The sequence below is a fragment of the Alistipes montrealensis genome (assembly GCF_018362775.1).
GTDB lineage: Bacteria > Bacteroidota > Bacteroidia > Bacteroidales > Rikenellaceae > Alistipes > Alistipes montrealensis.
In genome coordinates, this window is sequence record NZ_JAGYXY010000002.1 from 541,371 (window position 1) to 567,423 (window position 26,053).

Sequence of the window (26,053 nt, forward strand, 5' to 3'; positions counted from 1 at the left end):
TCCGAAAGGCGTTCGGGAAAAGAGATTGATTTAGTGATTTGAAAACCTACAAGGGGCGCGGCATCGTACTGCATACGCTCAAATACGGCGACACGTCGATGGTTGCCTACCTGTTGACCGATGTCGGGGGACGCCGCAACTACATGGTGCAGGGCGTCCGCAGTCGCAACGGCCGGGGTTCGAAGCTGGCGCTTTTCCAGCCGATGTTTCCCGTCGAATTCGAGGGGCTGGAGTCCTCGCGGCAGCAGATGGACCGCTTCAAGGAGGTGCGTGCGGGATTTGCGCTGCAAAGCCTTCCGTTCGATGTCCGCAAGTCGACGATGGCGCTGTTTATGGCCGAAGTTTTGTACCGCCTCGTCCGGGAGAGCGAGCCCAACGAACCGCTTTTCGACTTCGTGTGGAGTTCTGCCGAAGCGCTGGACGCCATGGACGACGGGGTTTCGAATTTCCACCTTTGGTTTCTGGCCAACCTGAGCCGCCTGCTTGGTTTCCGGCCGGGCAACGACTACCTTCCGGGGGCGTGGTTCGACATCCGCGAGGGCCTCTACTGCGCCGCACGGCCGACACATCCGGGGGTGATGACCCAGGAGTGTGCCTGCCTGCTGGACCGGATGCTGTGCTGCGACGTGCGCCGCCTGGGCGACGTGGGGCTCAACCGCGACCAGCGGTCGGACTTCCTCAGCGCCATGCTGGCCTACTTCGGCTACCACCTCGATGCCATCAGCGCCGTGCAGTCGGTGCGCATACTAAAAGAAGTTTTTTAACGTTCAATTCAAAAGATAAAAACCGGGAAAATTATGAGAAAGATGTTGCTTGCGGCCGTTGCGCTCGCCGTAGCGCTGACCGCCTCGGCCCAGGAGCCGAAATTTGATTTCAGGCGCGACACCACCCGCACTTCGGGCTTTACGCTTCCCGATTCGCTGGCGCATATGTCGCCGTGGAAACCCGATTACAAAACGATGGCGCCGGTGAAGACCAAACCTTCGGTGTCGATGACCTCGGTGGTGGTTATCCAGAAGGAGAACCTGCCTTCGCGCGTCACCGTCATCGACAACAATACCCTGCGCCTGGGCCAGCATTTCTCGCTTTCGAACGGCCAGGCCTGGAACTGGAGTCCCTTCCCCGACGCCTACCTCGATGCACGTACGCTTTCGTTCCCCATGCCGCGCTGATGCGCTGTAAGGGTGTTCCGATAAAAGGGCCGGATATGTCCGGCCCTTTTTACGTATTTACGCGTATTGACCCGAAGCGGAGAATTTGCGACTTTTGTACCCGGAAAAGAACCGTCGCTTATGAAACCGATTCTTACATTGCTGCTGTCGCTGTTCCCGCTCGGAATCCTTGCCGGGGAACCCTCCGCACCTACCGTTGCGGAACTTTCGGCCGAAATCGAAACTTTGAAAACCAAAACCTCTGCGTGGGATAAAATCCTGGCCCGCCTGCCCCGGATCTCGGGCTATGTCCAGACCGGTTATGAATGGTCGGAGACCTCTTCGACTTTCTACATCAAACGGGTGCGTCTGAATCTGGCGGGCGACATAGCCCCGAAACTCGACTACCGCGTGCAGATCGAGTTTGCCTCGCCGAAACTCGTCGACGCCTACGTTCGCTACCGGCCTTTCGAGCAGTTGAATTTCCAGTTGGGCGAATACAAAGTGCCTTTCTCGATCGAAAATACCGATTATGTGCCGCTTAAATATGAGTTTATCGAATATCCGATGGCGCTGCGCAGGCTGATGGGTTTCGACGACGTGTGCGGACTTTCCGCCACGGGGCGCGATCTGGGGGCCATGGTCTACGGCGGCTTTTTCAACAAGAAAGGGTATAGCGTCCTGAGCTACGACCTCGCGGTTTTCAACGGCGAAGGACTCAACACCAAGGATAAGAACAAGTCCAAGGACATCGTGGCGCGCATGACGCTTCGCCCGGCCCGGGGCCTCCAGGTCACCGGATCCTATTACTGGGGCGAATATGGCTCCGATTACCTCAAACGTATCCGCTACGGTGTCGGAGCCTGCTACGACGAGGGTCCCGTGGTCCTGCGCAGCGAGTATGTCAGCGGAACGACGGGGCTTCCCACGGGCGGCGAACTGGACAGCAGGGGCTGGTACGCCGTCGGTGGCTGGCGCGTGACGCCGACGCTGATGCCTGCGCTGCGTTACGATACGTTCCTCGAAAATGCTTCGGAGAACGCTTCGCGCCAGACCAACTATACGGCAGGCCTGACGTGGCAGCCCGTGCGTTACCTGCGCTGCCAGCTCAACTATACTTACGAGGATTACGCCTCCCGTGCCGCTGCGAACCGCAATGTCGTGTCGCTGATGCTCTCCGGTATTTTTTAAGCGGTATGCGCATCCCCTCTGAAAATTGCAAACAATTCTGATATGAAAAACTTTTTCGAAAAATTCCGTGTCGAAGACTGGGTGGTAGTCTGGGTTTCGATTCCGCTGCTGCTGCTTGCGGCGCTCATCCCCGCCGACCTGCCCTCCGTCCCCGGGACGCTCGTGGGCAGTGTGGCGTGGTACAACATCGCCTTTCTCTTCGTCATCGTCCTGGTGGTGCTCTACGTCGGCTGCCTCATGCTGCGCCGTCCCCTCAGGGGACTGCTGCCGTCGCTGGTCGTAGTTTTCGCCGTGTCGTTGCTGGCGCAGGTCGTTGCCAAAATCCCGGCGGTCTCCTACTATGGTTTCGAGTCGGTCTTCTTCTCGGTGCTCTTCGGCCTCTTGATCCGCAACGTGTGGCGCGTTCCCGCGTGGATGAAGCCTGCTATCCAGGGCGAATTCTTCATCAAGATCGGCGTGGTGTGCCTCGGGGCGACGATCCTTTTCAGCGATGTGATGAAATCGGGTGTCTTCGGACTCGTCCAGGCCTGCCTCGTGGTGGCCGTCGTGTGGTTCTTCGCCTTCTGGTTCTCACGCCGCATGAAGGTCGATCAGCGTTCGGCGATGATTCTTTCGAGCGGCGTTTCGATCTGCGGCGTCTCGGCTTCGATCACTGCGGCGCGCGTGGTGGGCGGTGACGACCGGAAGCTCTCCTACATCGTCTCGCTGGTGCTGATCGTCGTCGTGCCGATGATTTACCTCATGCCGTGGCTGGCGAACCTGATCCTGCCCCGTTTGTTCGCTCCCGAGGTTGCCGAGGAGGTTGCCGGGGCGTGGATCGGCGGCACGATCGACACTACGTCGGGCGTCGCCGCGTCGAGTATGATCGTCGGCGAGGTCGCCAACCAGCACGCCGTGATCATCAAAGCCGCGCAGAACGTGCTGATCGGCGTGGTGGCCTTCTTCATTGCGCTCTACCTTTCGACGCGCGGCGAGAAGGGCGGACAGGCGCCCTCGCTGGGTATCGTGTGGGAGAAGTTCCCCAAATTCATCCTCGGGTTCGTCGCCGCGTCGCTCGTCTTCAGCCTCTTCCAGTCGAACGGCCTGTTTACGCCCGACGCCAAAGGCAGGCTGCTCGAACCGGGTGTTGCGAAGATGTTCTCTACGGTCTTCTTCTCGCTGGCCTTCGTCTGCATCGGCCTCGATACACGCCTCAAGGATATTATTTCTAAGGAGAACCGCAACGTCCTCTGGTCGTTCCTTGCGGCGCAGACCTTCAATATCGTCATTACGTTCTTCATCGCCTGTCTGCTGTTTGGCGTATTGAAACCATTGTGGAGTTAATGTCCGGTAGTTCTGTGGCCGCGTGCGACAAGCCCCTCCCGAGGGAGGGGTTTGGGGTGGGGTCAGACTTGTAGACACGGCGGAACGCCGTGAGTGGAGGCGGACCGGGTTGTAAACCGGTAGGTTTACCGGAATCGTTTTTTAAAGAAATAGCTTTTCTGCCGCCGCTTTTCGTCCTGCGAGCGGGCGATGTAGACTTTTTCGTGCGTGTAGGGATTCTCGCCCGTGTAGAACATCACCGACGAGAGGGTCATCGGCGTAGGGGTCAGGTCCTGCACCTGTTCGAGGTTGAAATGGAGTTTTCCCAAGACCTTGTCCGCCAGCGATTTCATGTCCTGCTCGGTGCACCCCGGGTGCGACGAGATGAAGTAAGGGATTAACTGATAGGGCAGATGTTCCTGATTACAAATGCGATGGAAGTCGGCCGTCAGCCGTTCGAAGAGCGCGAACGGCGGTTTGCGCATCAGACTCAGCACGTTATCCTCGGTATGCTCTGGCGCCACTTTAAGTCGCCCCGAGGTGTGGTGTTTCAGAACCGTTTCCAAATAAGGCGATTGGTCGAACAGGTCGTAACGGATGCCGCTGCCGATGAAGGCTTTCTTGATGCCTTTGACGGCGCGGATTTTTTCGTACAACGCCAGCAGCGGCCGGTGGTCGTTGTCGAGGTTGGGGCACATCTTCGGGTGGAGGCACGACGCGCGGCGGCATTTGCGGCACAACTCCCTGTCGCGGCCGCCCATGCGGTACATGTTGGCCGACGGAGCGCCTACGTCCGAAAGGTAGCCTTTGAACCCGGGCGATTTCACCACACGCGCCACTTCGGTGAGGATCGACCGTTCGCTGCGCGAATTGATAAACTTGCCCTGGTGGGCCGAAATGGTGCAGAACGAACAGCCGCCGAAACAGCCGCGGTGGATGTTGACCGAATGTTTGATCATCTCCCACGCCGGGATGTTACCCTTGCCCGTGTAACGCGGATGCGGGGCGCGCTCGTAGGGGAGGTCGAACGAGTGGTCGAGTTCTTCGGTCGAAAGCGACGTGTTGGCAGGCGTTACGACCACATAGCGGTCGCCGACGGCCTCGACAAGCGTTGCCGTGGGCTCCATCAGGTTGCTCTGGGTTTCGATGACGGTGAAATTCTCCCCGAAGGCGGCCTTGTCGCCGACGCACTTCTCGTAGCTGTTGAGGCGGATCGTTTCGACGGGGTCGAGCCGCGCGACGTAACTTTCGTCGGAGAGAAAGGCCACCTGCCGGATTTTGCGCAGCAGCTTGGCATTGTAGCCGTTGCGCATCGCCTTGGCGACCTGCTGCACGACCCGTTCGCCCATGCCGTAGATCAAAAGGTCGGCGCCCGAGTCGGCCAGAACGGAGGGCTTCAGCGCGTTGCTCCAGTAATCGTAGTGGGTCAGGCGGCGGAGCGAGGCTTCGATGCCTCCCACCACCACCGGGACGTGCGGAAAGAGGCGTTTGAGAATCTGCGAGTAGACCGTTACGGCGTAGTCGGGACGGAATCCCGCCTTGCCGCCGGGCGTATAGGCGTCGTCGCTTCGCAGGCGGATGTTGGCCGTGTAGTGGTTGACCATTGAATCCATCGACCCGCCGGAGATGCCGAAAAAGAGGCGCGGTGCGCCCAGCTTGGTGAAGTCGCGCAGGTCGTCCCGCCAGTTGGGCTGGGGAACGATCGCCACGCGGTAACCCTCGGCCTCCAGCAGACGCCCCACGACGGCCGCTCCGAATGCCGGGTGGTCGATGTAGGCGTCGCCCGAGAAGAGGATCACGTCGAGCTGATCCCATCCGCGTGCGCGGACTTCCTTGATGGTGGTCGGTAGGAACATGAATTCGCAATTAAAAATTAAGAATTAAAAATAGGGGCACAGGTCGCGTATGGTCGGATGTATGGGAAGTGAATCCTTGGGGCATCGCTTGGCCTCCGGTTTCGAGCAGCCCTTTGCGAACGGGTAAAATTTTTAATTCTTCATTTTTCATTTTTAATTATTGTTCGGCATCTTTGGATGTCGAACAATAGGTGTCCCATTTGGCCAGCAGGGACTGGAAATCGGCCGGGAGGGGGCTTTCGAACAGCACCTCCTCGTGCGTCGCGGGGTGTTCGAAGCCCAGCAGGCGGGCGTGCAGCGCATGGCGCGGCATCACGGAGAAGCAGTTCTCGATGAACTGGTGGTATTTGGCAAAGGTCGTGCCCTTGAGGATGCGGTCGCCGCCGTAGCGTTCGTCGTTGAACAGCGGATGCCCGATCCACGCCATGTGGACGCGAATCTGGTGGGTGCGTCCCGTTTCGAGGCGGCACTCCACGAGGGTCACGTAACCATAGCGTTTCAGCACTTTCCAGTGCGTCACGGCGTGTTTGCCGTCGGATCCGTCGGCGAAAACGAACATCTTTTGCCGGTCCTTGGGGCTGCGGCCGATGTTGCCCGTGATCGTGCCTTCGTCCTCGTCGAAATTGCCCCACACGAGGGCCACGTAGCGGCGTTGGATCGTGTGGTCGAAGAACTGCTTGGCCAGCCGGGCATGGGTCTGCTCGTCCTTGGCGATGACCAGCAGTCCCGAGGTGTTCTTGTCGATGCGGTGCACCAATCCTGCGCGGTTCTGCTCCTCGGCGGGGATCCCCTGCTTGTTGAGGTGGAACATCAGCGCATTGACCAGCGTGCCGCTGTAATTGCCGACGCCCGGATGTACGACCAGACCTGCCGGTTTGTCGACCAGCAGCAGCCATTTGTCCTCGTAGGGGATTTCGAGCGGAATGTCTTCGGCGAGGAGTTCGATCTCGCGCCGCGGGTAGGGCATCACGATCTGGATGCGGTCCAGCGGTTTGACCTTGTAGCTCGACTTGGCGGCCTTGCCGTTCACGAGGATGTTTCCGCTGTCGGCTGCGGCCTGGATGCGGTTGCGCGAACAGTGCTCCATCCTTACGGTCAGGAACTTGTCCAGCCGCATGGGGGTCTGGCCCTTGTCGGCCGTCACCGCATAGTGCTCGTAGAGGCCGGCTTCTTCTTCGTCCTCCGCGTCGGCCGGGACTGCATCCAGTTCCGGGTCGTCGATGGGGTGCTTGTCGGTCATCAGTCGAAAAATCCGTCGTTGTCTTTGCGGGCGGGCTGGTCGGCGGCGGGTTCGGCCGAAGCCTCTTCCAGGGCTGTGCGGGCCAGCGAGTCGGCCAGTTCCTGTTCCTCGGCCTGGCGCTCCCGGGCGGCCTGTATGGCCTGCTTCTCGGCCTCGGTCCGGTATTGGGCGAGTTTCTTTTCGTCGAGTGTCAGCCGCAGGTCGACCTTCGAGCCCAGCGCAGCGCTGCGTTCTGCGCCCGGGGTTTGGATGTAGACGCGCGAATCCTTCTGGTTGAGGAGGTTGATGCCTTCGTCGAAGTCGATGCGCCCCACGTTGAGACCCAGTTCCCAGAGGCGGCCTTTGGCCTGCGCGAAGGGGAGTCCCACCAGCCGCGGCACGATCGTCGAGCCGTAGCCGTCTTCGACGCCCACGTAAAGCGTCACGCCGGAACCCATCTCTGCCTCCATGCGCGTGGTTTGGGTGACGGGTTTACCGTCGCAGTACTCCTCCAGTACGTAGTTGGTAGCCATGTCGGCGCGGTAGACCAGTTCGGCGATCTCCAGACCGGCGATTTCGAGCATGTTCTTGGCCTGCCGCAGGGAACGTCCGGCCACATAGGGCACGGGGACCATCTTCTGGCGGAAGGAGTTGATCGTGATGTAGACCGTGCGTCCGGGTTTCACTTCGACGCCCCCTTCGGGCAGTTGGTCGAGGACGATGCCGCCTTCATAGGCGGGGACGAACAGCGAGTCGTTGATATGCAGGTGCAGGTCGTGCTTGCGGGCGATGCGCTGGGCTTCGTGGAGCGGCACGCCCGCGAAGTCGGGCACGGTGCGCCGTGCGCCGTGGCGCGTACCCAGCTGCATGAGGATATGCGCGGCAACGGCCATCACGAGGATGATCGCTCCGATCAGTACGAGGTTCCACAACAGCGGGCGCTGCCGGAGCCGGGACAGGAAATTTTTGGGTTTCTCCATAAATTGCAGGTTATTTCGGGGCCTTCCGGTAAAGGTAGACGGCGATGAAGAGGTAGATGATGTTCGGGAGCCACACGGCCAGCCCGGGCGGGAGGGTTCCGCTCTTGGCGAACTCCTCGAAGAAGCGGTTGAAAAGGATATACGAGAAGCAGAGTCCCGTGCCGATGCCGATGTGCAGGCCGGTTCCGCCGCGGACCTTACGCGAGGAGAGCGAAACGCCGATCAGCGTCAGGATGAACGTCGAGAGCGGATAGGCGTAGCGGGCGTGTTTCTCGACCTCGATGATGTTGATCGAGTCGGAGCCTTTGGCCCGCTGCTGGGCGAGGAATTCGTTGAGCTGGCCGATGTTCATGGTCTGGATCAGGTCGTTGATTTCGCCCAGCTCGGTCACTTCGAGGTTGATCAGCGTGTCGAGGTTGCGGAACTGTTCGAACTTTTCGACACCCAGCGAGTCGAACTCGCGTTTGGTGTAGCGCGGGGCGGTCCAGCGTTTGGTCTCGGCGTCGAACTTGGCGTCCGACGCTTCGAGCGAATGGGTCATCGTGCCGCTGTTGTAATGCTCCAGGACGAAGAACGAGGCCTGGCGGGCGCCGTCGTTGTAGCCGCGGATGTAGGCGAAGGTTCCGGGTTCGATCTGGCGGTAGATATGGCGGTCGTATTTGGTGTTCTGTTTGCGTTTGATGTATTGCTGCTCGAAATCGACGATGTGCCGCTGCGAGAGGGGAATCAGCCAGAGGTTGAGCGTCAGCGAGAGCGATCCGATGATCAGCGCGCCCAGGAAGTAGGGCCACATCAGGCGGCGGAACGACATGCCGCCCGAGAGCATGGCGACGATCTCGGTCTGGTAGGCCATCTTCGAGGTGAAGAAGATACACGCGATGAAGGTGAAAAGGCCGCTGAACTGGTTGATGAAGAAGGGAATGAAGTTGAGGTAATAGTCGAGGATCACCGATTTCAGGGGTGCGTGCAGTTCCGTGAAGTCGTCGATTTTCTCCACGTAGTCGAAGACCACCACGATGACGATGATCATTGCAATGGCGAAGAAGTAGGTCGTCAGGAACTTCCCCAGTATGTAGCGGTCCAAAATCTTGAACCCCGGAAAGCGCATTTTCATTATTTAGAGTCTTCGTTGCAGTTTCCCGACCATGGTCTCTTTCCACGCCGCAAAGTCACCGGCGAGGATGTGTTCGCGCGCCGCGCCGACCAGCCGCAGGTAGAAGGCGATGTTGTGCAGCGAGGCGATCTGAGCCGCGAGCATCTCGCCGCAGACCGTCAGGTGGTGGAGGTAGGCCTTCGAATAGAGTGTGTCGACGAAAGCCGTGCCTTCGGGGTCGATCGGCGAAAAGTCGTCCTCCCACTTCTTGTTGCGGATGTTGATGACGCCTTCGGCCGTGAACAGTTGTCCGTTGCGGCCGTTGCGCGTCGGCATCACGCAATCGAACATGTCTACGCCGCGTTCGATGCCTTCGAGGATGTTCACCGGCGTACCCACGCCCATCAGATAACGCGGACGATCCTCCGGTAGTATGGCGTTGACCACTTCGATCATTTCGTACATCACGGGGGTAGGTTCGCCGACGGCCAGTCCGCCGATAGCGTAACCGTCTGCATCGTATTGCTTTACATTCTCCGCAGCCCGGGCGCGCAGGTCGGGGTAGGTGCATCCCTGCACGATGGGGAACAGGGCCTGGTAGTGGCCGTATTTGGGCTGGGTCTGGCGGTAGCGGTCGAAACAGCGGTCGAGCCACCGCTCGGTGAGGTCGAGCGACTTGGCGGCGTATTCCCGCGGGGCGTCGCCCGGGGGGCACTCGTCGAAGGCCATCATGATGTCGGCGCCGATCGTACGCTCGGTGTCTATGACGCTTTCGGGCGTGAAGAGGTGCTTCGAACCGTCGATGTGCGAGCGGAAATGGCATCCCTCCTCCTTGAGCTTACGGCAGGCTGCGAGCGAGAAGACCTGAAACCCGCCGCTGTCGGTGAGCATAGGGCCTTCCCAGGTCGAAAACCGGTGTACCCCGCCGGCCCGTTCGAGGATTTCCATGCCGGGCCGCAGGTAGAGGTGGTAGGTGTTGGCCAGGATGATCTGCGCCCGTGCCTCGTCACGCACGTCGCGGTGGAAGATGCCCTTCACCGTAGCCGCCGTGCCGACGGGCATGAAGATCGGGGTCCGGATCACACCGTGGTCGGTCTGCAGTTCGCCTGCGCGGGCGTGCGACGAAGGGTCTTTATGTTGCAGGGTGAATTTCATACTCATATATTCGGCAAAAATACACAAAATATTTCTATCTTTGCGCATATTTCGTCAATATGCAATTTATCGATTCTTTTCTGGCATGCTACGGCTGGGAGGGTGCGGCTCTTGCGGGAGCGGTGCTGCTCATGCTCGGCGTGCAGTTGTACTATTATATTTTCGTCTACGGCCGTATCCCCGGCTATAAGAACAACCGCCGTCCGCAGACGTTGGACCGGGAGCCGTCCGTGTCGGTGGTGGTTCCGCTCTTTTCGGAGGACTATTCGTTCGTCGAGGAGCGGCTGCCGCTGGTGCTGGCCCAGAATTACCCCGATTTCGAGGTGGTGATCGTCTACGTGGGCCACGACTCCGATTTTTACGAGGACCTCGTGCGGCTGAAACAGTCGTTCCCGCAGATCACGACCACGAAAATCCACCTCGATCCCCGCTTTCCGATTTCGCGCAAGATGGCGCTCAACGTGGGTATCAAGTCGGCGCACTACGAGCACATGATTTTTACCTCGACCGACGCCGTGCCGCAGACCGACCGCTGGCTGTCGCTGATGGCCAAGGGCTTCATGCGCGGCGAAATCGTGGTGGGTTATTGCGGCGTGGAGCGCGGAAAGGGCTTTTCGAACTTCATGATGCGCGCCTGGCGGATGATGCATTCGGCCGACTGGATCGCCCGGGCCGTGCGTCGCCGCGCCTATCGCGGAACGCTCCACAACTACGGTTTCACCAAGAGCCTCTATTTCGGAGCCAACGGCTTCAGCCACCTCAATATGAATATCGGCGAGGACGACCTGTTCATGCAGCAGGTTATGACGCGCGACAACGTGAGCGTCATCCTTTCGCCCCGTGCCTCGCTGCGCGAGAAGATGTGGGGCGGCATGGGCTGGTGGATGAGCCAGCTGCGCTATTTCGGTTCGGCGTTCCGGTTCTATCCCCGTGCGGTGAAGACCTTCGTCGGCTGGGAACTGGGTTCGCGCGTACTCTTTTTCGCCGCCGTGGCCTGCGCTATCGCAGTCATGCCCCCGGAATACAAGCTCGCCGCACTGCTGCTGCTGATCGTCCGCTACGTCGTCGTGGCGCTCGAAGTGCGCCGCGTCGCCCGGCGGCTGGGCGAGGGCGGCATTGCGGGCCGTTACTTTATCTACGACCTGCTCAGCCCGCTGTGGGCTGCCGCGCTGTGGGCAATGCTGCTCCGCCGTGACAACCGCGTATGGAGATAGCCGACTATATCGTAGCCGAAGACCGGGAACTGGTCGAACGCGTGCTCAAAGGCGACAACGGCGCCTTCGAGTACCTTTTCAACCGCTACCGCGATGCCATCCACCGGCTGTTCGTGCAGCGGCTCGGGGGTGCGAACGACGCCGACGACCTGTTGCAGGAGACTTTTATCAAAGTTTATATCAACCTTCACCGTTACAGTGCGGAGTACACCTTCGGGCAGTGGGTCTATACCATTGCGCGCAATACGTTCATCGACTTCGTGCGCCGGCGTCAGGACGATTTGCCGATCGACGAGCGTTTCGCCGCCCCGGCGTCGAGCGCCCCGACTCCCGAGGAGAGCGTGATCAACCTTCAGCAGCGGACGCAGATCGAACTCTACCTCGAACGCCTTACACCCCGTTACCGGCAACTGATCCTGATGCGCTTTTTCGAGGAGTACTCCTACGAGGAGATCGCGGCGAAACTGGTGCTGCCGCTCGGAACCGTGAAAACCCAGATACACCGTGCCCGCGAGCAGATGTGCAAACTGATCGCATTGGGCGAAAACAAGTGATGCCATGGAATTGATCGAAAAATATTTCCCCGAAATTACCGACGGACAGCGGCGGCAGTTTGCGGCGTTGTACGACCTCTATGCCGACTGGAACGCCAAGATCAACGTCGTTTCGCGCAAGGATTTCGACCAGCTCTACCTGCGCCACGTGCTGCATTCGCTCGCCATCGCCAAGGTATGCACGTTCGACGCCGGAGCGCGGATTCTGGACGTGGGGTGCGGCGGAGGATTCCCCTCCGTGCCGCTGGCGATCCTCTTTCCCGAGGCGCATTTCACGGCCGCGGACTCCATCCGCAAGAAAATAACCGTGGTGGAAGGGGTCGCCGAAGGCCTCGGCCTTACGAACCTCGATCCCCGCTGTGTGCGGGTCGAGACCCTGACCGAGCGTTTCGACTATGTCGTTTCGCGCGCCGTAACGGCCATGCCGGAGTTCGTCGGCTGGATATGGAACCGCATCGAGCGGGGGCAGAAAGGCTCGCTGCCCAACGGCATTCTTTATCTCAAGGGCGGCGACCTGGCCGAAGAACTGGCCCTGACGGGCAAGCGGTGGTATATCTACGACATCCCGCGTTTTTTCGAAGAGGAGTTCTTCGAGACCAAGAAAGTGGTATATACCCCTAAAAAATAAACTCCGGAAATGCTGCCGGGTCTGTTGCTGTGGCTGTTGCCTGCGGTGTTCGTGCTCCACGACGCCGAAGAGGCGCTCTTCCTCCCCGGATGGCTGCGGCGCAACCGGGATGAACTTTCGCGGCGTTTCCCGCGCCTCTCCGGCCGTGTGCTTTCCCATGTCGCCGCAATCACCCCGGTGCGATTTGTGGCGATGGCCGCCGAGGAGTTGGCGATCTTGTCGGCCGTTACCCTCTACGGCGCCGTTTCACACGATTATCTGCCGTGGCTGGCCCTGTTCCTCGCCTTCGGCGTGCATCTCGTCGTGCATATCGTGCAATGGATCGCCGTCGGGCGCTATATTCCCGTCGCCGCGACTTCGCTGGCGGCGCTGGCCTATTGCGGCTGGGGACTGTGTACGGTGATAAACTCACGGCTTTTTACGCTCCGGGAGTTGCTGATCTGCGGCGTTGCGGGGTGTGTGGTTGCGGCCGTCAACCTGTTGCTGCTGCATGCCGTTGCGGGGGCGGCGGGCCGAAAAAAGTGACTATCGTTTTGCCGCGGGTTTCTGCCGGGCGATGATCGTGCGGAGGTTGTCCATGAAGGTGTCGGCGTCGGCGGCGCCCTGGATGCGGCCCAGCAGTTCGCCCTGCGTGTCGAATACGAGGTAGAGCGGAATGGCTCCGCTGCCGTACTTTTTCATCAGTTCGCGGCCCGTGGTTTTGTCCGTATCGTATTTGGCCGCCACGAAACGCTGGTCCATGAACTCCCCGACATCTTTGCGTGAAAAGACCTCCCGCTCCATTGCCCGGCACGGGGGACACCAGTCGGCGTAAAGGTCGATGAAGACCAGCTTGCCCTGTTTGACGGCCATTTCGCGCACGGCATCCGTCGATTTGGTTTCGAATTTCACCTGTGCCTGCGCCGCGCCCGTTCCGAGGGCGAGCATCAGTACGAAAATCAGTTTTTTCATGCGAGTCGTGTTTCGTGTTTTCGGTGACGGGAGCAAAAACCGGACCGGGTGGATTTTGCGGTTGCAAAAAACGGAGGCAGCCTCTAAAGTCCGGCTTTCAGCCGGGTGCTCAGCAGTCCGCAGGCGGCCTGGATGTCTTCGCCGCGCGAAGCCCGGATCGTGGTCTGGATGCCGCGGGCGGTCAGCGCGTCGCGGAAACGGATCATCGCCTCGTCGCCGGGCGAGAAGTAGGGCGAGTCGGGAATGCGGTGGAACCGGATCAGGTTGATGCGGCATTTGATGCCGTTCACGAGGCGCGTCAGTTCGCGGATGTGGCGCGGGGAGTCGTTCAGCCCGCTCATCACGATATATTCGAACGACACCCGCCGTTGGTGGGTGAAGTCGTATTCCCGGAGGATTGCGGCGACTTCGGCGATGGGCCAGGCCCGTTCGACGGGCATGATCTCCATGCGTTCCTCGTGAAAGGGGTTGTGCAGGCTGACGGCCAGGTGGACCTTCGTTGCGTCGAGAAACCGCCGCAGTTCGGGTACGACGCCCGCCGTGGAGAGCGTGATGCGCGTCGGCGACCAGCCGAAACCCCACTCGGCGGTGAGGATTTCGAGCGCCCGCAGCACCTCGCCGGTGTTGTCGAGCGGCTCGCCCATGCCCATGAACACGAGGTTGGTGAGTTTGTCGCGTTCGGGCAGTGAGACGATCTGGTTGAGGATCTGGGCTGCCGTGAGCGATTGCTGGAGCCCCTGCCGCCCTGTGGCGCAGAACCTGCATCCCATGCGGCAGCCGGCCTGCGACGAGACGCAGAGCGTGGCCCGCTCCCCGTCGGGGATATAAGCCGCTTCGATATAGTGTCCCTCGGGGGTGCGGAACAGGTATTTTTTTGTGCCGTCAGCCGATTCGGTGACGCGTTCCGGTGCGCTGAGGACCTGCTGGAACCGTTCGGCGAGCCGCTCGCGGTGGGCGGCGGCGATGTCGGTCATCCGCATCGGGTCCTCCGTGTGGCGGACGTAAAGCCAGCGGGCGATCTGCCGCGCAGCGAAGCGCGGCATTCCCAACTCGCCGCACAGGGCCGCGAGCTGGTCGGGCGTTTTGCCGTATAACGATTCCTGATGTGCCATTCTTCGGGTTCCGGGGGCTATTTCCGGTGACAAAAGTAGGCAAAAAATGAAGATTTTTGTGTCCGTCTGTGCTTTTTTGAATTTTTATCCATATATTTGTGGTGCATAGCGCACCTATGTACGTATTTACCCGAACAATTAAAAATTTTTAAAATAAATGGAAGTTAAAAAATCACCCAAAGCGGACCTTGGGAACAAGCGGGGTCTTTTGCTCGAAATCGGTTTGGTCATTGCGCTTGGTCTCGTGATCGGGGCATTTGCGTACACACCGAAGGAGCGCACGATTGAAAAGATTGATTTGCAGGCAGCTATCGTCGAAGAGGAGATCGTCGAGATCACCCGTCAGGACCAGAAGCCTCCCGAGACGCCGAAGCGTGTCGAGGTGAAGGTTATCTCCGACCTGCTGCAGGTCGTGACCAACGACACGAAGATTACGACCGAAGTGGACTTCGCCGAGTTCGACGAGAACACCGAAGTGATTCAGCAGGTCGAGGTGGGTGAAGAGACCATCGAGGACGACCAGCCGTTCCTGATCGCCGAGACCATGCCTTCGTTCCAGGGCGGAGACCTCAATACGTTCCGTAACTGGGTACAGCAGAATGTGAAGTTCCCGCAGATCGCTCTCGAGAACGGTATCCAGGGCCGTGTGGTTCTCTCGTTCGTGATCGAGAAGGACGGCCGCCTGACCAACATCCAGGTGTTGCAGACGCCCGACCGTTCGCTTTCGGAGGAAGCCATCCGCGTACTGAACAAGTCGCCGAAGTGGAGCCCCGGAAAACAGCGTAACCAGGTAGTGCGTGTGAAGTATACCCTGCCGGTAGACTTCCGCGTACAGAACTAAGACCCCGGGACAGGAATATCCGCCCGGCAGCCGCGGCGGAGTTCCTGCAAATAAGGCTGCATCGATTCGTTTCCGACAACCCCCTAATGCTGACTGATATGGAAATTAAAAAATCATTCAAGGCGGACCTTAGGAATAAGAGAGGCCTTTTGCTGGAAATCGGTGTAGTCTTGGCGCTTGTGCTCGTCATCTCGGCGTTTACCTACGCTCCGAAAGAGTACCGGATTGAACAGGTCGAACTGTCGTATGTCCCCGATGATGTCGAAATGATCGACGTGACCCGCGACCGTCCCAGGGAGACGCAGCCCCGGAAAATCGAGGTTCGCATTCCGAGCCAGGTTATTCAGGTTGTGGATAACAATACGAAGATGGAGACGGATATCGACATGTCGATTTTCAATAACGACGAGCCTATCGAGTTTGTCGTGCCTGCTCCGGAACCCGCTGTTGAGGACGAGATTTTCCTGATCGCCGAAACGATGCCCTCGTTTATGGACGGAACGATCGAGACCTTCCGGGCATGGGTGATGCAGAACGTAAAGTTCCCGCAGATCGCCGCTGACAACAACATTCAGGGCCGTGTGGTCCTTTCGTTCGTGATCGACAAAGACGGACGCCTCACCGATATCGAGGTGTTGCAGTCGCCCGACCGTTCGCTTTCGGAGGAGGCCATCCGCGTACTGAGCAAATCGCCGAAATGGAGCCCCGGTAAACAACGGAATCAGACGGTGCGTGTGAAATACACCCTGCCGGTCGAGTTCCGTATGCAAAACTAAGGTGTTCAACTGAACTTTTTGAGGGTATCCTGCTTTTGGGCGGATACCCTTATTTGTAGCATCGTGTTTGCAGCACGTTGCCTGTCCGGCAGGAGCCGGAATTGAAATTTGTAAAAAGAACTTATTTTGGAAGAAAATAAACTGAATCCCCAGCCTGCCTCCCCGGCCGCGGCCGATTGCCGCGAACGTGCCGTGCTGGTCGCCGTGATCCGCGACAACCAGGATCCGCGTCAGGCCGAGGAGTTTTTCGACGAACTGGAATTTCTGGCCGAGACGGCCGATATCTGTTCGGTGAAACGTTTTACGCAGCGCCTGCCGCAGCCTTCGTCGCGCATCTATGTCGGCCCCGGCAAGCTGGAAGAGATCGCCGCGTACTGCAAGGAGCATGAGATCGACGTGGTGATCTTCGACGACGAACTGACTCCGTCGCAGACGCGCAATATCGAGAAGGAGATGCCCTGCCGGCTGCTGGACCGCACGCGCCTGATTCTCGACATCTTCATGTCGCGGGCCCAGACGGCCTATGCCAAGACGCAGGTGCAACTGGCCAACTATGAATACATGCTGCCCCGCCTGTCGGGCATGTGGACCCACCTCGAACGCCAGCGGGGCGGTACGGGAACCCGCGGCGGCGCGGGTGAGCGCGAGATCGAGACCGACCGCCGTATCATTCGCAACCGCATTTCGAAACTGAAGGAAGACCTCAGGAAGATCGACCGCCAGATGGCCGTGCAGCGTTCGAACCGCGGTGCGATGGTCCGCGTCGCCTTGGTAGGGTATACCAACGTGGGCAAATCGACGCTGATGAACCTGATCTCCAAGAGCGAAGTATTCGCCGAAAATAAACTCTTCGCAACGCTCGACACTACGGTCAGGAAGGTGGTTTTCGACAACCTGCCGTTCCTGCTGTCCGATACCGTGGGTTTTATCCGCAAGCTGCCTACGGAGTTGATCGAGTCGTTCAAATCGACGCTCGACGAGGTGCGCGAGGCCGACCTGCTGATCCACGTGGTAGACATTTCGCACCCGCAGTTCGAGGAACAGATCGCCGTCGTAAAGCAGACTTTGCAGGAGATCGGCGCGGGGGACAAACCCGTCTACCTGGTTTTCAACAAGGTCGATGCTTATACCTATGTTAAGAAAGAGGAGGACGACCTGACGCCCGCGACGCGTGAGAACCTCTCGTTGGAGGAACTCAAACAGAGTTGGATCGCAAAGGCCAATACGCCCTGCATCTTTCTCTCGGCGCTGGCGAAGACCAACCTGGAAAAATTCCGCTCGGATCTGTACGGCATGGTGCGTGAAATCCATGCCGGGCGTTATCCGTTCAATAATTTCCTCTATTGACAACCAAACCCTTCTCAAACATGACGTTGCATATTCTCTCCCAGCAGAACACCGTTCTCAACAAATTCATCGCTGAAATCCGCGACAAGCAGATTCAGAAGGATTCGATGCGTTTCCGCCGCAACATGGAGCGTATCGGCGAGATCACGGCCTACGAGATTTCGAAATCGTTCAGCTACAAACCGTGTGTCGTCGAGACACCGCTGGGTGAAGCCACCGTCGAGATGATCGACGAACAGATCGTCGTGGCGACGATCCTTCGGGCGGGGCTCCCGTATCACCAGGGATTCCTCAATTACTTCGACGATGCCCAGAACGCTTTCGTTTCGGCCTATCGCAAGAGCACCAAGGACGGGAAGTTTACCGTAAAGGTCGAGTATATCTCGTGCGGAAGCCTCGAAGGCAAGACGCTGCTGCTGGTCGATCCGATGCTGGCCACCGGGTCGTCGCTCGTGCTGACTTACAACGCATTGTGTGAGAAGGGCGGCACGCCTGCCCGGACCCATGTCGCGGCGGTCGTCGCCAGCGAACAGGGGCTCGACTATGCGATGAAGAACATGCCGCGGCTGACCACCACGATCTGGACCGCCGTTGTCGACGAGGAGCTGACTTCGCGTTCTTACATCGTTCCGGGCATCGGGGATGCCGGGGATCTTGCATACGGCGAAAAGATCTGATTTTTCGATTTTATAGGGTATTTTCCGCATTTTCTTTGCGGGGCGAAATGGGGCACATACTTTTGGATGATCCTGCTTCGCCCCACTTCACGAAGCACGAAAACAGCACCTCTAAAATCAAAAATTAAGTAGTATTGGGCCAATTGGCGATGATGACTGTATAAGGTCCGACTTGATGCCGGAGTTGTGAAACGACGTGCCGGCTAAAAGCGCGAGCGGAGGGGACGGGGCGCGTGCGCCCCCGCGAATAGTCGCCCGGAGCCAGCGTTAGATGGCGCGTCGTAGACGTAGGCATCTGTCGGAGAGTTTTTGGTACTTTTTGCGGAAAAAAGTACATGGACCGGTGGTTTTAACCGCAGCATCTTTTGTCGATCAAAAAGCGGTAAAAAGAAAACATGAAAAGAAAACTCACATTCCTCGTTGCCGTGTTTTGTGCGACCGTCCTCGTGATGGCCGTGCAGAAACCCGTCTTCATGGCCTGGTATGCCGAGGAGGCGGCCGGAGCGGGGTTCGGGGGCTGGCTGGACGTGTTGTGGCACGGACTGACGCTCGACATGACCGTTGCGGGTTACGTTACGGCGCTGCCCGTCCTGGCCGTGTTGCTCTCGCTGTGGGTGCGGATTCCGGAAAAGGTGTGGAGGGGCGTGCTGACGGGCTATTTCGTGCTGATCGCCGTGGTGACGGCCGTGATCTTTGCCGTCGATGTCGCGCTGTACGAGCATTGGGGATTTCGCCTCGATGCGACCGTACTGATCTACCTTACCGATCCGGAGGAGGCGATGGCGAGCGTCGATTTCTGGCTCGGCGTGCGGCAGACGCTGCTGGCTGCGGTGTATGCCGCGCTGATGATCTGGGTTTACCGCCGCGTCGTGCGTATTTTCGATAGTAGTCCTGCCGGCTGGCGGATGGCCCTGCCCGGGAGCCTGGTGGTGCTGTTGCTTGCCGGATTCGATTTCCTGGCGATCCGCGGCGGTCTGGGGGCTTCGGTGGCCAACGTTTCGAAGGTCTATTTCAGCCCGACGCTGTTCCTGAACCATGCCGCCACGAATCCTGTTTTCTCATTCCTGGCGAGCCTCGGCGACCGCGCCGACTATGCCGACGAATACCCCTTTTTCGACGAATCGGTGCGCGCTGCCAATTTCGACGCCCTGCGGGGTAACGGTCCGTCTGCGGGACCTGCCGAGCCGGTGCTCGACACACGGCGGCCCAATGTGGTGATCGTGATTCTGGAGAGTTTTGCCCGTACGGTCATGGACGAAGAGGTCGACGGAGAGCCTGTCATGCCCAACATGCAGCGGCTGAAACGCGAAGGGATCTGGTTTGAGAACTTCTTCGCCAATTCGTTCCGTACGGACCGCGGCGAGGTGGCGATCCTGAGTGGATTTCCGGCCCAGACGCGCATGTCGATCATGAAACTTCCGGCCAAGAGCCGCAACCTGCCTTCGGTGGCGCGTTCGCTTGCGGGCGAGGGTTACAAGACGAGTTTCGCCTATGGCGGCGACCTCAATTTCACGAATCAGGCTTCGTACATGTATGCCACCGGATGGCAGGAGTTGATTTGGCAGAAGGACCTGCGTTTCGATGCTCCGGCTTCGGACTGGGGTTACGACGATGCGCTGATGTGCGACTGGTTCGCCGACCGGGTGATCGCGCTGAGCGATGCCGGGGAGCCGTTCCTGGCGGGTTTGCTGACGCTGAGCAGTCACACGCCGTTCGACGTTCCCTATGCGAAGTTCAGCGACAAGGTGCTCAATGCGATGGCTTTTTCGGACGACTGTGTCGGGAAGATGATCGACCGCCTGAAGGCTTCGCCCGCGTGGGAGAACCTCCTCGTCGTGCTGGTCGCCGACCACGGCTATCCCTACCCGAAGACCTTGGCTTATAACGAACCGCTGCGCCACCGGATTCCGATGATCTGGACGGGCGGAGCCGTTGCGGGGCCGCGCGTCGTGGAGGAATACGCTTCGCAGATCGACATCGCCGCGACGCTGCTCGCCCAGATGGGTGTCGCGCACGATGATTTCGATTACAGCAAGGATATTTTTGTTCCCGAGCCTCCGCGCAAGTTTGCCTATTATACGTTCAACGACGGTTTCGGCGTGGTCGACGCTTCGGGTGAAGCAGTGTGGGACGCAACGAGCGGGCAGGCTGTGACGGCGACCGGTCCCGAACTGCTCGATGTGGGCCGCACGATGCTGCAAACGACCTATACCGATATCGGACGCCGCTGAAAATACCGGATTGTAGGTATTGTGGCATTGTGCTTGTCCGGATATCTTTGTGCTCGGAAAATAATACCTATGTTTATGTATAAGAATGGTGGATATACAGGCGAGGACCGAATGTGCGATTTGGTGTGCGACCGCTATGCCGTGTTGCAGGTGATGAGCCGATTCGGCATTGCGCTGGGATTCGGCGACAAAACCATTGCCGAAGTGTGCGAAGAGAATAAAGTCGACGCCGAGACGTTTCTGGCCGTGGTAAACATGCTGATGAACTTCGGCAACGGCGCCGAACTGGCCGGGGAGGTCTCGGTGCGTTCGCTGACCGACTACCTGCACAATTCCCACCATTATTTCCTGGATTTCAGGCTTCCGGCCATCCGCCGCAAACTGATCGAAGCGGTCGACTGCGCCCTGAGCGACGTTTCGTTCGCCATCATGCGCTTTTTCGACGAATATGCCGCCGAGGTCCAGCGCCACATGTCCTACGAGGAGCAGACGGTTTTTCCCTATGTCGAGTCGCTGCTTGCGGGCGAGAAGAACACTGCTTATTCGATCGACATTTTCCGCCGCCAGCACGACCAGGTCGAAATCAAACTGCGCGAACTGAAGAATATCATCATCAAATACTACCCTTCGGGCAGCACGAACGAGCTGAACGGCGTGCTGTTCGATATCTTCAACTGCGAGCACGAACTCGCGTCGCACAACGCCGTGGAGGACGAACTCTTCGTTCCGGCCGTCGAACGGCTGGCGGCGACGGGAACCCGCACGATGAAATCCGAGCCGCTGAGCGGCCGCGAAAAGGAGATTATCGTCTGCGTGGTGAAGGGGATGACCAACAAGCAGATCGCCGACGCGCTCTGCATCTCGGCCCATACCGTGATCACCCACCGCCGCAACATCGCCGCAAAACTCCAGATTCACTCCGCAGCGGGCCTTACGATTTACGCCATCGTCAACAAGCTGGTGGAACTCTCCGAAATCAAGGATACCATAACCGATTCGCAGTCATGACGCACGAACATCACCACCACGACCATGCGGTTTCGTCGCTCAACAAGGCCTTTATCCTGGGCATTTCGCTCAATGTGGCCTTCGTCGTCGTCGAGTTTGCCGTAGGGCTTTATTACGGCTCGATGGGGCTGTTGTCCGATGCCGGACACAACCTTTCCGATGTCGCCGGTTTGTTGTTGGCCATGCTGGCTTTCCGGCTGGCGCAGGCTCATGCGACCCCCAGGTATACCTACGGGTATAAGAAGAGCACGGTGCTGATTTCGCTGCTCAATTCGGTGATCCTGCTGATTGCCGTCGGGGTCATCGTCGCCGAGAGTATCGGTCGTATGCTCCACCCCGCGCCTGTCGAGGGCGGCGCTATTGCCTGGACGGCGGGCATCGGCGTGGTGATCAACGGGTTTACGGCCTGGCTGTTCATGAAGGACAAGGACCGCGACCTGAATGTCAAGGGAGCCTACCTGCACATGGCCGCCGATGCGCTGGTGTCGGTCGGGGTGCTGGTCTCGGGGCTGGTGATTTCGTGGACGGGCTGGACGATCGTCGATCCCGTCGTGGGACTGGTCGTCGCTGCGGTGATCGTGGCGTCGGTCTGGTCGCTCACGCGCGACAGCCTGCGTCTTTCGCTCGACGGGGTTCCCGGGGGTATTGACATTATCGAGATCGAACGGCAAATGAGTGCCGTTTCGGGGGTGAAGGAGGTGCACCACATCCACGTTTGGGCCATCAGCACAACCGAAAACGCTCTGACGGCCCATGTCGTGCTCGACAGCCTTTCCCGGATGGAGGGTGTGAAGTGTGACCTGAAGGCCTTGCTGGCCCATTCCGGAATATCCCATGTGACGCTCGAATTTGAATCCGCCGGCGAGCGATGTTGCGATTTGCACGACTGATTAGTATACTTGGACGGAATAGTTCTGTTTAAAGGCGAAATCCCGACCGTAAACTTTAGGGTCGGGATTGGTTTTTTCAAAAAAGGTTGTAATCTTTGTTCTCGGTAATGAGAATAGATTCAAAAAAGAAGTGACGCAACTTTTTTTGGGAGGAGGACGGTCGGCTGACAGCCGGCCGTCTTTTTGTTTACGGTACGGGGTCGTAGCCGCTGCCGCCCCAGGGATGGCATTTCGAAAGGCGCCGCACCGCCAGCCACAGTCCCTTGACGGGACCGTATTTGCGCAGCGCTTCGAGGGCATACTGCGAGCAGGTGGGAGTAAACCGGCACGACGGGGGCGTGAAGGGCGAGATGCAGAGTTGATAGAACCGCACCAACCCGATCAGCGGCAGGGCGCATATCCGTTTAAAGATGCTCCACGACCGACTCCAGAATCCTGCGGACTGCATTTGCGACGGTTTTATAGGACAGCACCTCCTTCGACGAGTAAATCAGCGCCAGGTCGAGGTTGACCGGCTTGCCGTCGTGCAGAATCTGCTTTTGCAGGCGGTAGGCCTCTTTCGTGCGGCGGCGCACGAGGTTGCGTTTGTTAGCCCGTTTGTGGAACTTCTTGGGGACGGAGAACATCACCTCGACCGATTGTTCGGTGTCGGGTTCCGCGAACCACACGTAGCGGAACGGGAAGATAAAGCCGCTTTCGCCGCTCTCGAACATACGGCGCACGGCCCCGAGCGAGCGGAGCCTTTCGGTGCGGGAGAGCGAGTTTGCGGACATGGCGGCAGAGGGCTTCGGGCCCTTATTTGCGGGATTCGGAAGCCGGACGGCGGCGGCCCTTCTTGGTCAGCTTGTGCTGCTGACTGCGGATGAACTCCTCCTTGCGGGCGTCGGCGATCAGTTCCACGGGTTCGATCGGCTCGCCTTTCTGCACCTTTTGCAGGTAGAGGTCGATGGCCTTGACCATCGAGGGGGCTTCGGGCCTCGGGGCGTTGGCCAGCACAGTTATTCCGCCTTCGAGGGCGGCGCGCAGCGTGCCTTCGCCGAATACTGCCACGGCAGGCAGGTTGTCGGTTCCGAATTTCTCGATCAGGGCCTTGACATCCGAAGGCGAATAGAGCGCCAGCAGGTCGTAATCGGTCAGTTTAACGTCGTCCAACTCCCCGGCGACCGTACGGGCCAGGATGACGGGATCGAACGAAAGTTTGAGCTTGGAAAGCGTTTCCGGCAGCTCGGGTTTGTGGGGCTCGCTCAGCGAGAGCAGGAATTTCTCCTCCTTGTGTTTGATGATCAACTCGACGAGCGATGTGAACGATCCGTCGGCAAACGAAATCTTGCGTTTGCGGTAGACGATGTATTTCTGCAGGTAGAGGGCTACGGCCTCCGTCTGGCAGATGTATTTCATGGTTTCGGGCACGGTGATGCGCGCCTCTTCGCAGATGTGGAAGAAGCTGTCGACTGTCGTGCGGGATGTGAAGATGACGGCCGTGTGCGTGAGTATTTCGACCCGTTGGGCGCGGAACTCCTTGAGGGATACGCCCTCTACGCGGATAAAGGGCTTGTAGGCGATCTCCACGTTGTATTTTTGGGATAATTCGTAGAACGGGGACTTCTCGATAACTGCAGGCCTCGGTTGCGAAACTAATACACTCTTAATTTTCAATGTTGCGGATTGATTAATTAGGTTTGTCTTTGCGGTATCATCTTGTCACAAGCAGCCATAATAGGCTGATTGGAAAGACTTCCACCGTGCAAAGGTACAAAATCCAATGCAAAATCGAAACTTTTTTGGAAAGAAACAGGTTTAATGTCTCCCTGAGGTAGAGTGCGGCCACGGCAATCAATTCGATCGCCACGACGCAGAACCAGACGCCGCCCGTGCCGCGCGGGCAGAGGGCGAAGAGCAGCAGCGCGGGTGAGGTGACGATGACCGAGAGGGAGAAGTAGGTGCGCTTGAGCAGTACGAGCTGCGATATGAAGGGCTGCGTGAGGGTTATGGCTCCGGCCAGGCGCACGATGGCTGCCTGATAGACCGCCACCCCCATCCAGGCCAGCGTCGCCAGCAGGCTCAGCAACAATACCGCGCCGTGCGGAATGGCGTTCATCGACTGTCCGGGGATCAGCATGTCGCCGCACTTGACGGCGGCGATCCCCATGAAGAGCATGCCGATCGTTGTCGCGATGTGCAGGAACCGCGAATAGCCGCTGCCGCCCGGATCTTCCGAGAGGCGTTCTCCCGTAGCCGTGTCGCGCGAAATACGGCCCAGCAGCGTGCGTATGTCGCCCAGGTTGCGGTAGAGCAGCATGGCATAGGTTGCGGCGAGCAGCAGCACGAAACCCTGGAAAACGGCGTTGTCGGTGAGCGACGGCGGCGGTGTGAGCGGAATCCGGGGAGTCTCGACGGTGACGGCCTGTGTGCCGAAAACCGCTGTGGAGGTGGTGTCGCGCCATACGGAAGGACCTGTCGTGCCGGCGGCAAAGGGAAACAGCGCGGCAGCGCTGTCAGCGGGAGTGGCGGCCGCGAGGGCCGAATCTGCCGGTGTGAATCGGGCCGAATCCGCAGCCTCTGCCGGCGCCGTTTCGGTCCCGGTCCGGATGGTCTCCAGTCCGAGGCCGTAACCCGCGCGGACGGTTGTTCCCGGCCTTGCGGCTGCCGAATCCGCCGCAGGCACTGCGATTTGCATATGTGCCAGCGAGTCGGTCATCAGGCGAAATGGCGTTTGAGTGTGATGCGGATGGTGGTTCCCTTGCCGATTTCGGAGTCGATGACGGCGATTTTACCCTGGTGGTACTCTTCGACGATGCGCCGCGAGAGCGACAGTCCGAGGCCCCAGCCACGGGTTTTGGTCGTGAATCCGGGTTCGAAGATACGCTTCCAGTTGCTCTTGGGGATACCCTTGCCGGTATCCTTCACGTCGATCATGACATCCTTGTCGTCCGACGAAATCCGCACGTCGAGCGCTCCGTGGCCCTGAAGGGCGTCGAGCGAGTTCTTCATCAGGTTCTCCACGACCCATTCGAACAGCGCGATGTTGATGTTGGCCTGCACCGGAGCGATAGCCAGTCCGTTGTAATCGAGCGTTACATTGCGAGGGATGCGTTTGCGGAAATACATGACCGATTCGCCCACCACCTCGTTGATGTTCGCCGGGGTGAGGGGCGTTTCGGAGCCGATTTTCGAAAAGCGGTCGACGATTTTCATCAGGTGGGTGAGGTCCTTGTTCATCTCTTCGACGGCGGTTTGGTCCACGTTCTGCGTCCGCAGGTATTCGATCCAGCCCAGCAGCGACGAGGTCGGGGTTCCCAACTGGTGTGCGGTCTCCTTGGCCAGTCCGATCCAGACGCGGTTCTGTTCGTCGTGTTTCGACGAGCGGAAAGCGATGAAGCCCAGGGCAATGAAGGCTGTGATGACGAGGATTTGCACGTAGGGGAAGTAATAGAGCGACTTGAGCAGCGCCGACTTGCCGTAGAAGATGATGTGGTAGTGCTGCGACGACCAGAAGAATTTCACGGGAATCGGCGGATTCTCTACCGAGAATTTGTCGATCTGCTTGCGCAGCCGCCCGGGATGGTTGATGATCTTCTCGGGAATGAGGTGCGAATTGATGACCTCCAGATTCTCGTTGGTGATGATGAACGGGATGTTGTTGCCGTTGGACATGATGTCGGCCACGAACGGGTCCTGGATCGTACCGCCCAGCACGTCGCGCGTCACGCGCTCCATGGCGTGGGCCCACAGGGCCACGTCGTGCTGCTCCTTCTCCCTTAGCCGCTGGGCCATGTTGTTGGTATAGAGCAGCGATACGGCGCCGAGCGTCACTCCGACGACGATCACCACCACCCGGTTGCGGAACGAGAAGAATTCGGTACGGAGTTTCATGGCC

The 26,053-nt window shown here is 59.0% G+C and carries 27 protein-coding genes; 15 read left to right on the forward strand and 12 right to left on the reverse strand.

Features of this window, described 5'->3' with window-relative positions:
• The first annotated feature begins 38 nt into the window (after positions 1-38).
• From recO to KG007_RS05360, 4 genes are all read left to right on the forward strand, one after another.
• Positions 39-764 carry a DNA repair protein RecO gene (gene recO / locus KG007_RS05345; protein WP_195459039.1) on the forward strand — a complete coding sequence of 242 codons (726 nt, stop codon included), beginning with the start codon at positions 39-41 and terminating at the stop codon, positions 762-764.
• A 33-nt stretch (positions 765-797) separates the two neighbouring features.
• On the forward strand, positions 798-1,172 hold the full coding sequence (locus KG007_RS05350) for a hypothetical protein (protein WP_229095380.1): 375 nt from the start codon (positions 798-800) through the stop codon (positions 1,170-1,172).
• Between the two features lie 120 nt (positions 1,173-1,292).
• Positions 1,293-2,342 carry a porin gene (locus KG007_RS05355; RefSeq protein WP_213347614.1) on the forward strand — a complete coding sequence of 350 codons (1,050 nt, stop codon included), beginning with the start codon at positions 1,293-1,295 and terminating at the stop codon, positions 2,340-2,342.
• A 42-nt stretch (positions 2,343-2,384) separates the two neighbouring features.
• Positions 2,385-3,665: a YeiH family protein gene (locus KG007_RS05360; protein WP_213347615.1), complete on the forward strand. Its 1,281-nt coding sequence runs from the start codon at positions 2,385-2,387 to the stop codon at positions 3,663-3,665.
• A gap of 125 nt (positions 3,666-3,790) precedes the next feature.
• Here KG007_RS05360 and KG007_RS05365 read toward each other — a convergent pair whose 3' ends face one another.
• The 5 genes from KG007_RS05365 to tgt all read right to left on the reverse strand — a co-directional run bounded on the left by KG007_RS05365 (position 3,791) and on the right by tgt (position 9,947).
• Positions 3,791-5,500, reverse strand: a complete 1,710-nt coding sequence (locus KG007_RS05365) for a YgiQ family radical SAM protein (protein ID WP_213347616.1) — start codon at positions 5,498-5,500, stop codon at positions 3,791-3,793.
• 157 nt (positions 5,501-5,657) lie between these two features.
• Positions 5,658-6,740 carry an RluA family pseudouridine synthase gene (locus tag KG007_RS05370; protein ID WP_213347617.1) on the reverse strand — a complete coding sequence of 361 codons (1,083 nt, stop codon included), beginning with the start codon at positions 6,738-6,740 and terminating at the stop codon, positions 5,658-5,660.
• Entirely contained in the window at positions 6,740-7,699 is a 960-nt protein-coding gene (locus KG007_RS05375; RefSeq protein ID WP_213347618.1) for a PASTA domain-containing protein, read from the reverse strand. The genes KG007_RS05370 and KG007_RS05375 overlap by 1 nt, the downstream gene beginning before the upstream one ends.
• Positions 7,700-7,709: 10 nt before the next feature.
• The gene (locus KG007_RS05380) at positions 7,710-8,813 is read right to left on the reverse strand and encodes an LptF/LptG family permease (RefSeq protein ID WP_195459020.1); all 1,104 of its coding nucleotides are present in this window, start codon (positions 8,811-8,813) and stop codon (positions 7,710-7,712) included.
• Between the two features lie 3 nt (positions 8,814-8,816).
• Entirely contained in the window at positions 8,817-9,947 is a 1,131-nt protein-coding gene (gene tgt, locus KG007_RS05385; RefSeq protein WP_213347619.1) for a tRNA guanosine(34) transglycosylase Tgt, read from the reverse strand.
• 59 nt (positions 9,948-10,006) lie between these two features.
• On the opposite strand from tgt, the gene KG007_RS05390 reads away from it, so the two are divergent.
• From KG007_RS05390 to KG007_RS05405, 4 genes are read left to right on the forward strand one after another with little or no spacing between them, the layout of a single operon-like run.
• Positions 10,007-11,161, forward strand: coding sequence for a glycosyltransferase (locus tag KG007_RS05390; RefSeq protein ID WP_195459015.1), 1,155 nt, complete (start codon positions 10,007-10,009; stop codon positions 11,159-11,161).
• Entirely contained in the window at positions 11,152-11,715 is a 564-nt protein-coding gene (locus KG007_RS05395; protein WP_195459012.1) for an RNA polymerase sigma factor, read from the forward strand. Before KG007_RS05390 ends, KG007_RS05395 begins: the two co-directional genes overlap by 10 nt.
• 4 nt (positions 11,716-11,719) lie before the next feature.
• Positions 11,720-12,343, forward strand: a complete 624-nt coding sequence (gene rsmG / locus KG007_RS05400) for a 16S rRNA (guanine(527)-N(7))-methyltransferase RsmG (protein WP_195459009.1) — start codon at positions 11,720-11,722, stop codon at positions 12,341-12,343.
• A 9-nt stretch (positions 12,344-12,352) separates the two neighbouring features.
• A complete protein-coding gene (locus tag KG007_RS05405; protein WP_213347620.1) occupies positions 12,353-12,868 on the forward strand; it encodes an HXXEE domain-containing protein in 516 nt (171 codons plus the stop codon).
• Here the strand turns inward: KG007_RS05405 and KG007_RS05410 are convergent, their stop codons facing one another.
• Together KG007_RS05410 and rlmN are read right to left on the reverse strand one after the other, a co-directional pair.
• Positions 12,869-13,294, reverse strand: a complete 426-nt coding sequence (locus tag KG007_RS05410) for a thioredoxin family protein (protein ID WP_213347621.1) — start codon at positions 13,292-13,294, stop codon at positions 12,869-12,871.
• 83 nt (positions 13,295-13,377) lie between these two features.
• A complete protein-coding gene (gene rlmN / locus KG007_RS05415; RefSeq protein WP_195459003.1) occupies positions 13,378-14,406 on the reverse strand; it encodes a 23S rRNA (adenine(2503)-C(2))-methyltransferase RlmN in 1,029 nt (342 codons plus the stop codon).
• A 157-nt stretch (positions 14,407-14,563) separates the two neighbouring features.
• Between rlmN and KG007_RS05420 the strand changes: the two genes are divergently transcribed.
• The 7 genes from KG007_RS05420 to KG007_RS05450 all read left to right on the forward strand — a co-directional run bounded on the left by KG007_RS05420 (position 14,564) and on the right by KG007_RS05450 (position 22,176).
• Positions 14,564-15,247 carry an energy transducer TonB gene (locus tag KG007_RS05420; protein ID WP_195459002.1) on the forward strand — a complete coding sequence of 228 codons (684 nt, stop codon included), beginning with the start codon at positions 14,564-14,566 and terminating at the stop codon, positions 15,245-15,247.
• A 98-nt stretch (positions 15,248-15,345) separates the two neighbouring features.
• A complete protein-coding gene (locus KG007_RS05425; protein WP_213347622.1) occupies positions 15,346-16,023 on the forward strand; it encodes an energy transducer TonB in 678 nt (225 codons plus the stop codon).
• Between the two features lie 126 nt (positions 16,024-16,149).
• Positions 16,150-17,370: a GTPase HflX gene (hflX, locus tag KG007_RS05430; protein ID WP_195458998.1), complete on the forward strand. Its 1,221-nt coding sequence runs from the start codon at positions 16,150-16,152 to the stop codon at positions 17,368-17,370.
• A 20-nt stretch (positions 17,371-17,390) separates the two neighbouring features.
• Positions 17,391-18,047 (forward strand): uracil phosphoribosyltransferase, encoded by a 657-nt coding sequence (gene upp, locus KG007_RS05435; RefSeq protein ID WP_195458996.1) that lies wholly within the window; start codon positions 17,391-17,393, stop codon positions 18,045-18,047.
• Between the two features lie 395 nt (positions 18,048-18,442).
• Positions 18,443-20,278 carry an LTA synthase family protein gene (locus KG007_RS05440; RefSeq protein WP_213347623.1) on the forward strand — a complete coding sequence of 612 codons (1,836 nt, stop codon included), beginning with the start codon at positions 18,443-18,445 and terminating at the stop codon, positions 20,276-20,278.
• Between the two features lie 75 nt (positions 20,279-20,353).
• Positions 20,354-21,286, forward strand: a complete 933-nt coding sequence (locus tag KG007_RS05445) for a helix-turn-helix transcriptional regulator (RefSeq protein ID WP_213347624.1) — start codon at positions 20,354-20,356, stop codon at positions 21,284-21,286.
• Entirely contained in the window at positions 21,283-22,176 is an 894-nt protein-coding gene (locus KG007_RS05450) for a cation diffusion facilitator family transporter (protein ID WP_213347625.1), read from the forward strand. The genes KG007_RS05445 and KG007_RS05450 overlap by 4 nt, the downstream gene beginning before the upstream one ends.
• A 187-nt stretch (positions 22,177-22,363) precedes the next feature.
• On the opposite strand, the gene yidD is transcribed toward KG007_RS05450, so the two are convergent.
• The 5 genes from yidD to KG007_RS05475 all read right to left on the reverse strand — a co-directional run bounded on the left by yidD (position 22,364) and on the right by KG007_RS05475 (position 26,049).
• The gene (gene yidD, locus KG007_RS05455; RefSeq protein ID WP_195458988.1) at positions 22,364-22,624 is read right to left on the reverse strand and encodes a membrane protein insertion efficiency factor YidD; all 261 of its coding nucleotides are present in this window, start codon (positions 22,622-22,624) and stop codon (positions 22,364-22,366) included.
• Positions 22,581-22,889, reverse strand: a complete 309-nt coding sequence (locus KG007_RS05460) for a ribonuclease P protein component (protein ID WP_394369659.1) — start codon at positions 22,887-22,889, stop codon at positions 22,581-22,583. The genes yidD and KG007_RS05460 overlap by 44 nt, the downstream gene beginning before the upstream one ends.
• A gap of 82 nt (positions 22,890-22,971) precedes the next feature.
• Positions 22,972-23,832: a uroporphyrinogen-III synthase gene (locus KG007_RS05465; RefSeq protein ID WP_195458984.1), complete on the reverse strand. Its 861-nt coding sequence runs from the start codon at positions 23,830-23,832 to the stop codon at positions 22,972-22,974.
• Between the two features lie 37 nt (positions 23,833-23,869).
• A complete protein-coding gene (locus KG007_RS05470) occupies positions 23,870-24,874 on the reverse strand; it encodes a DUF4271 domain-containing protein (RefSeq protein WP_213347626.1) in 1,005 nt (334 codons plus the stop codon).
• Positions 24,874-26,049, reverse strand: a complete 1,176-nt coding sequence (locus KG007_RS05475) for a sensor histidine kinase (RefSeq protein WP_195458980.1) — start codon at positions 26,047-26,049, stop codon at positions 24,874-24,876. The genes KG007_RS05470 and KG007_RS05475 overlap by 1 nt, the downstream gene beginning before the upstream one ends.
• Between the last annotated feature and the right edge of the window lie 4 nt (positions 26,050-26,053).

Excerpts from the sequence above, each read along its gene's own strand:
- KG007_RS05350 (WP_229095380.1), top strand. The coding sequence starts at position 798 with ATGAGAAAGATGTTGCTTGCGGCCGTTGCGCTCGCCGTAGCGCTGACC.
- KG007_RS05355 (WP_213347614.1), top strand. The coding sequence starts at position 1,293 with ATGAAACCGATTCTTACATTGCTGCTGTCGCTGTTCCCGCTCGGAATC.
- KG007_RS05360 (WP_213347615.1), top strand. The coding sequence starts at position 2,385 with ATGAAAAACTTTTTCGAAAAATTCCGTGTCGAAGACTGGGTGGTAGTC.
- KG007_RS05365 (WP_213347616.1), bottom strand. The coding sequence starts at position 5,500 with ATGTTCCTACCGACCACCATCAAGGAAGTCCGCGCACGCGGATGGGAT.
- KG007_RS05370 (WP_213347617.1), bottom strand. The coding sequence starts at position 6,740 with ATGACCGACAAGCACCCCATCGACGACCCGGAACTGGATGCAGTCCCG.
- KG007_RS05375 (WP_213347618.1), bottom strand. The coding sequence starts at position 7,699 with ATGGAGAAACCCAAAAATTTCCTGTCCCGGCTCCGGCAGCGCCCGCTG.
- KG007_RS05380 (WP_195459020.1), bottom strand. The coding sequence starts at position 8,813 with ATGAAAATGCGCTTTCCGGGGTTCAAGATTTTGGACCGCTACATACTG.
- tgt (WP_213347619.1), bottom strand. The coding sequence starts at position 9,947 with ATGAAATTCACCCTGCAACATAAAGACCCTTCGTCGCACGCCCGCGCA.
- KG007_RS05390 (WP_195459015.1), top strand. The coding sequence starts at position 10,007 with ATGCAATTTATCGATTCTTTTCTGGCATGCTACGGCTGGGAGGGTGCG.
- KG007_RS05395 (WP_195459012.1), top strand. The coding sequence starts at position 11,152 with ATGGAGATAGCCGACTATATCGTAGCCGAAGACCGGGAACTGGTCGAA.
- rsmG (WP_195459009.1), top strand. The coding sequence starts at position 11,720 with ATGGAATTGATCGAAAAATATTTCCCCGAAATTACCGACGGACAGCGG.
- KG007_RS05405 (WP_213347620.1), top strand. The coding sequence starts at position 12,353 with ATGCTGCCGGGTCTGTTGCTGTGGCTGTTGCCTGCGGTGTTCGTGCTC.
- KG007_RS05410 (WP_213347621.1), bottom strand. The coding sequence starts at position 13,294 with ATGAAAAAACTGATTTTCGTACTGATGCTCGCCCTCGGAACGGGCGCG.
- rlmN (WP_195459003.1), bottom strand. The coding sequence starts at position 14,406 with ATGGCACATCAGGAATCGTTATACGGCAAAACGCCCGACCAGCTCGCG.
- KG007_RS05420 (WP_195459002.1), top strand. The coding sequence starts at position 14,564 with ATGGAAGTTAAAAAATCACCCAAAGCGGACCTTGGGAACAAGCGGGGT.
- KG007_RS05425 (WP_213347622.1), top strand. The coding sequence starts at position 15,346 with ATGGAAATTAAAAAATCATTCAAGGCGGACCTTAGGAATAAGAGAGGC.
- upp (WP_195458996.1), top strand. The coding sequence starts at position 17,391 with ATGACGTTGCATATTCTCTCCCAGCAGAACACCGTTCTCAACAAATTC.
- KG007_RS05440 (WP_213347623.1), top strand. The coding sequence starts at position 18,443 with ATGAAAAGAAAACTCACATTCCTCGTTGCCGTGTTTTGTGCGACCGTC.
- KG007_RS05445 (WP_213347624.1), top strand. The coding sequence starts at position 20,354 with ATGTATAAGAATGGTGGATATACAGGCGAGGACCGAATGTGCGATTTG.
- KG007_RS05450 (WP_213347625.1), top strand. The coding sequence starts at position 21,283 with ATGACGCACGAACATCACCACCACGACCATGCGGTTTCGTCGCTCAAC.
- yidD (WP_195458988.1), bottom strand. The coding sequence starts at position 22,624 with ATGCAGTCCGCAGGATTCTGGAGTCGGTCGTGGAGCATCTTTAAACGG.
- KG007_RS05460 (WP_394369659.1), bottom strand. The coding sequence starts at position 22,889 with ATGTTCGAGAGCGGCGAAAGCGGCTTTATCTTCCCGTTCCGCTACGTG.
- KG007_RS05470 (WP_213347626.1), bottom strand. The coding sequence starts at position 24,874 with ATGACCGACTCGCTGGCACATATGCAAATCGCAGTGCCTGCGGCGGAT.
- KG007_RS05475 (WP_195458980.1), bottom strand. The coding sequence starts at position 26,049 with ATGAAACTCCGTACCGAATTCTTCTCGTTCCGCAACCGGGTGGTGGTG.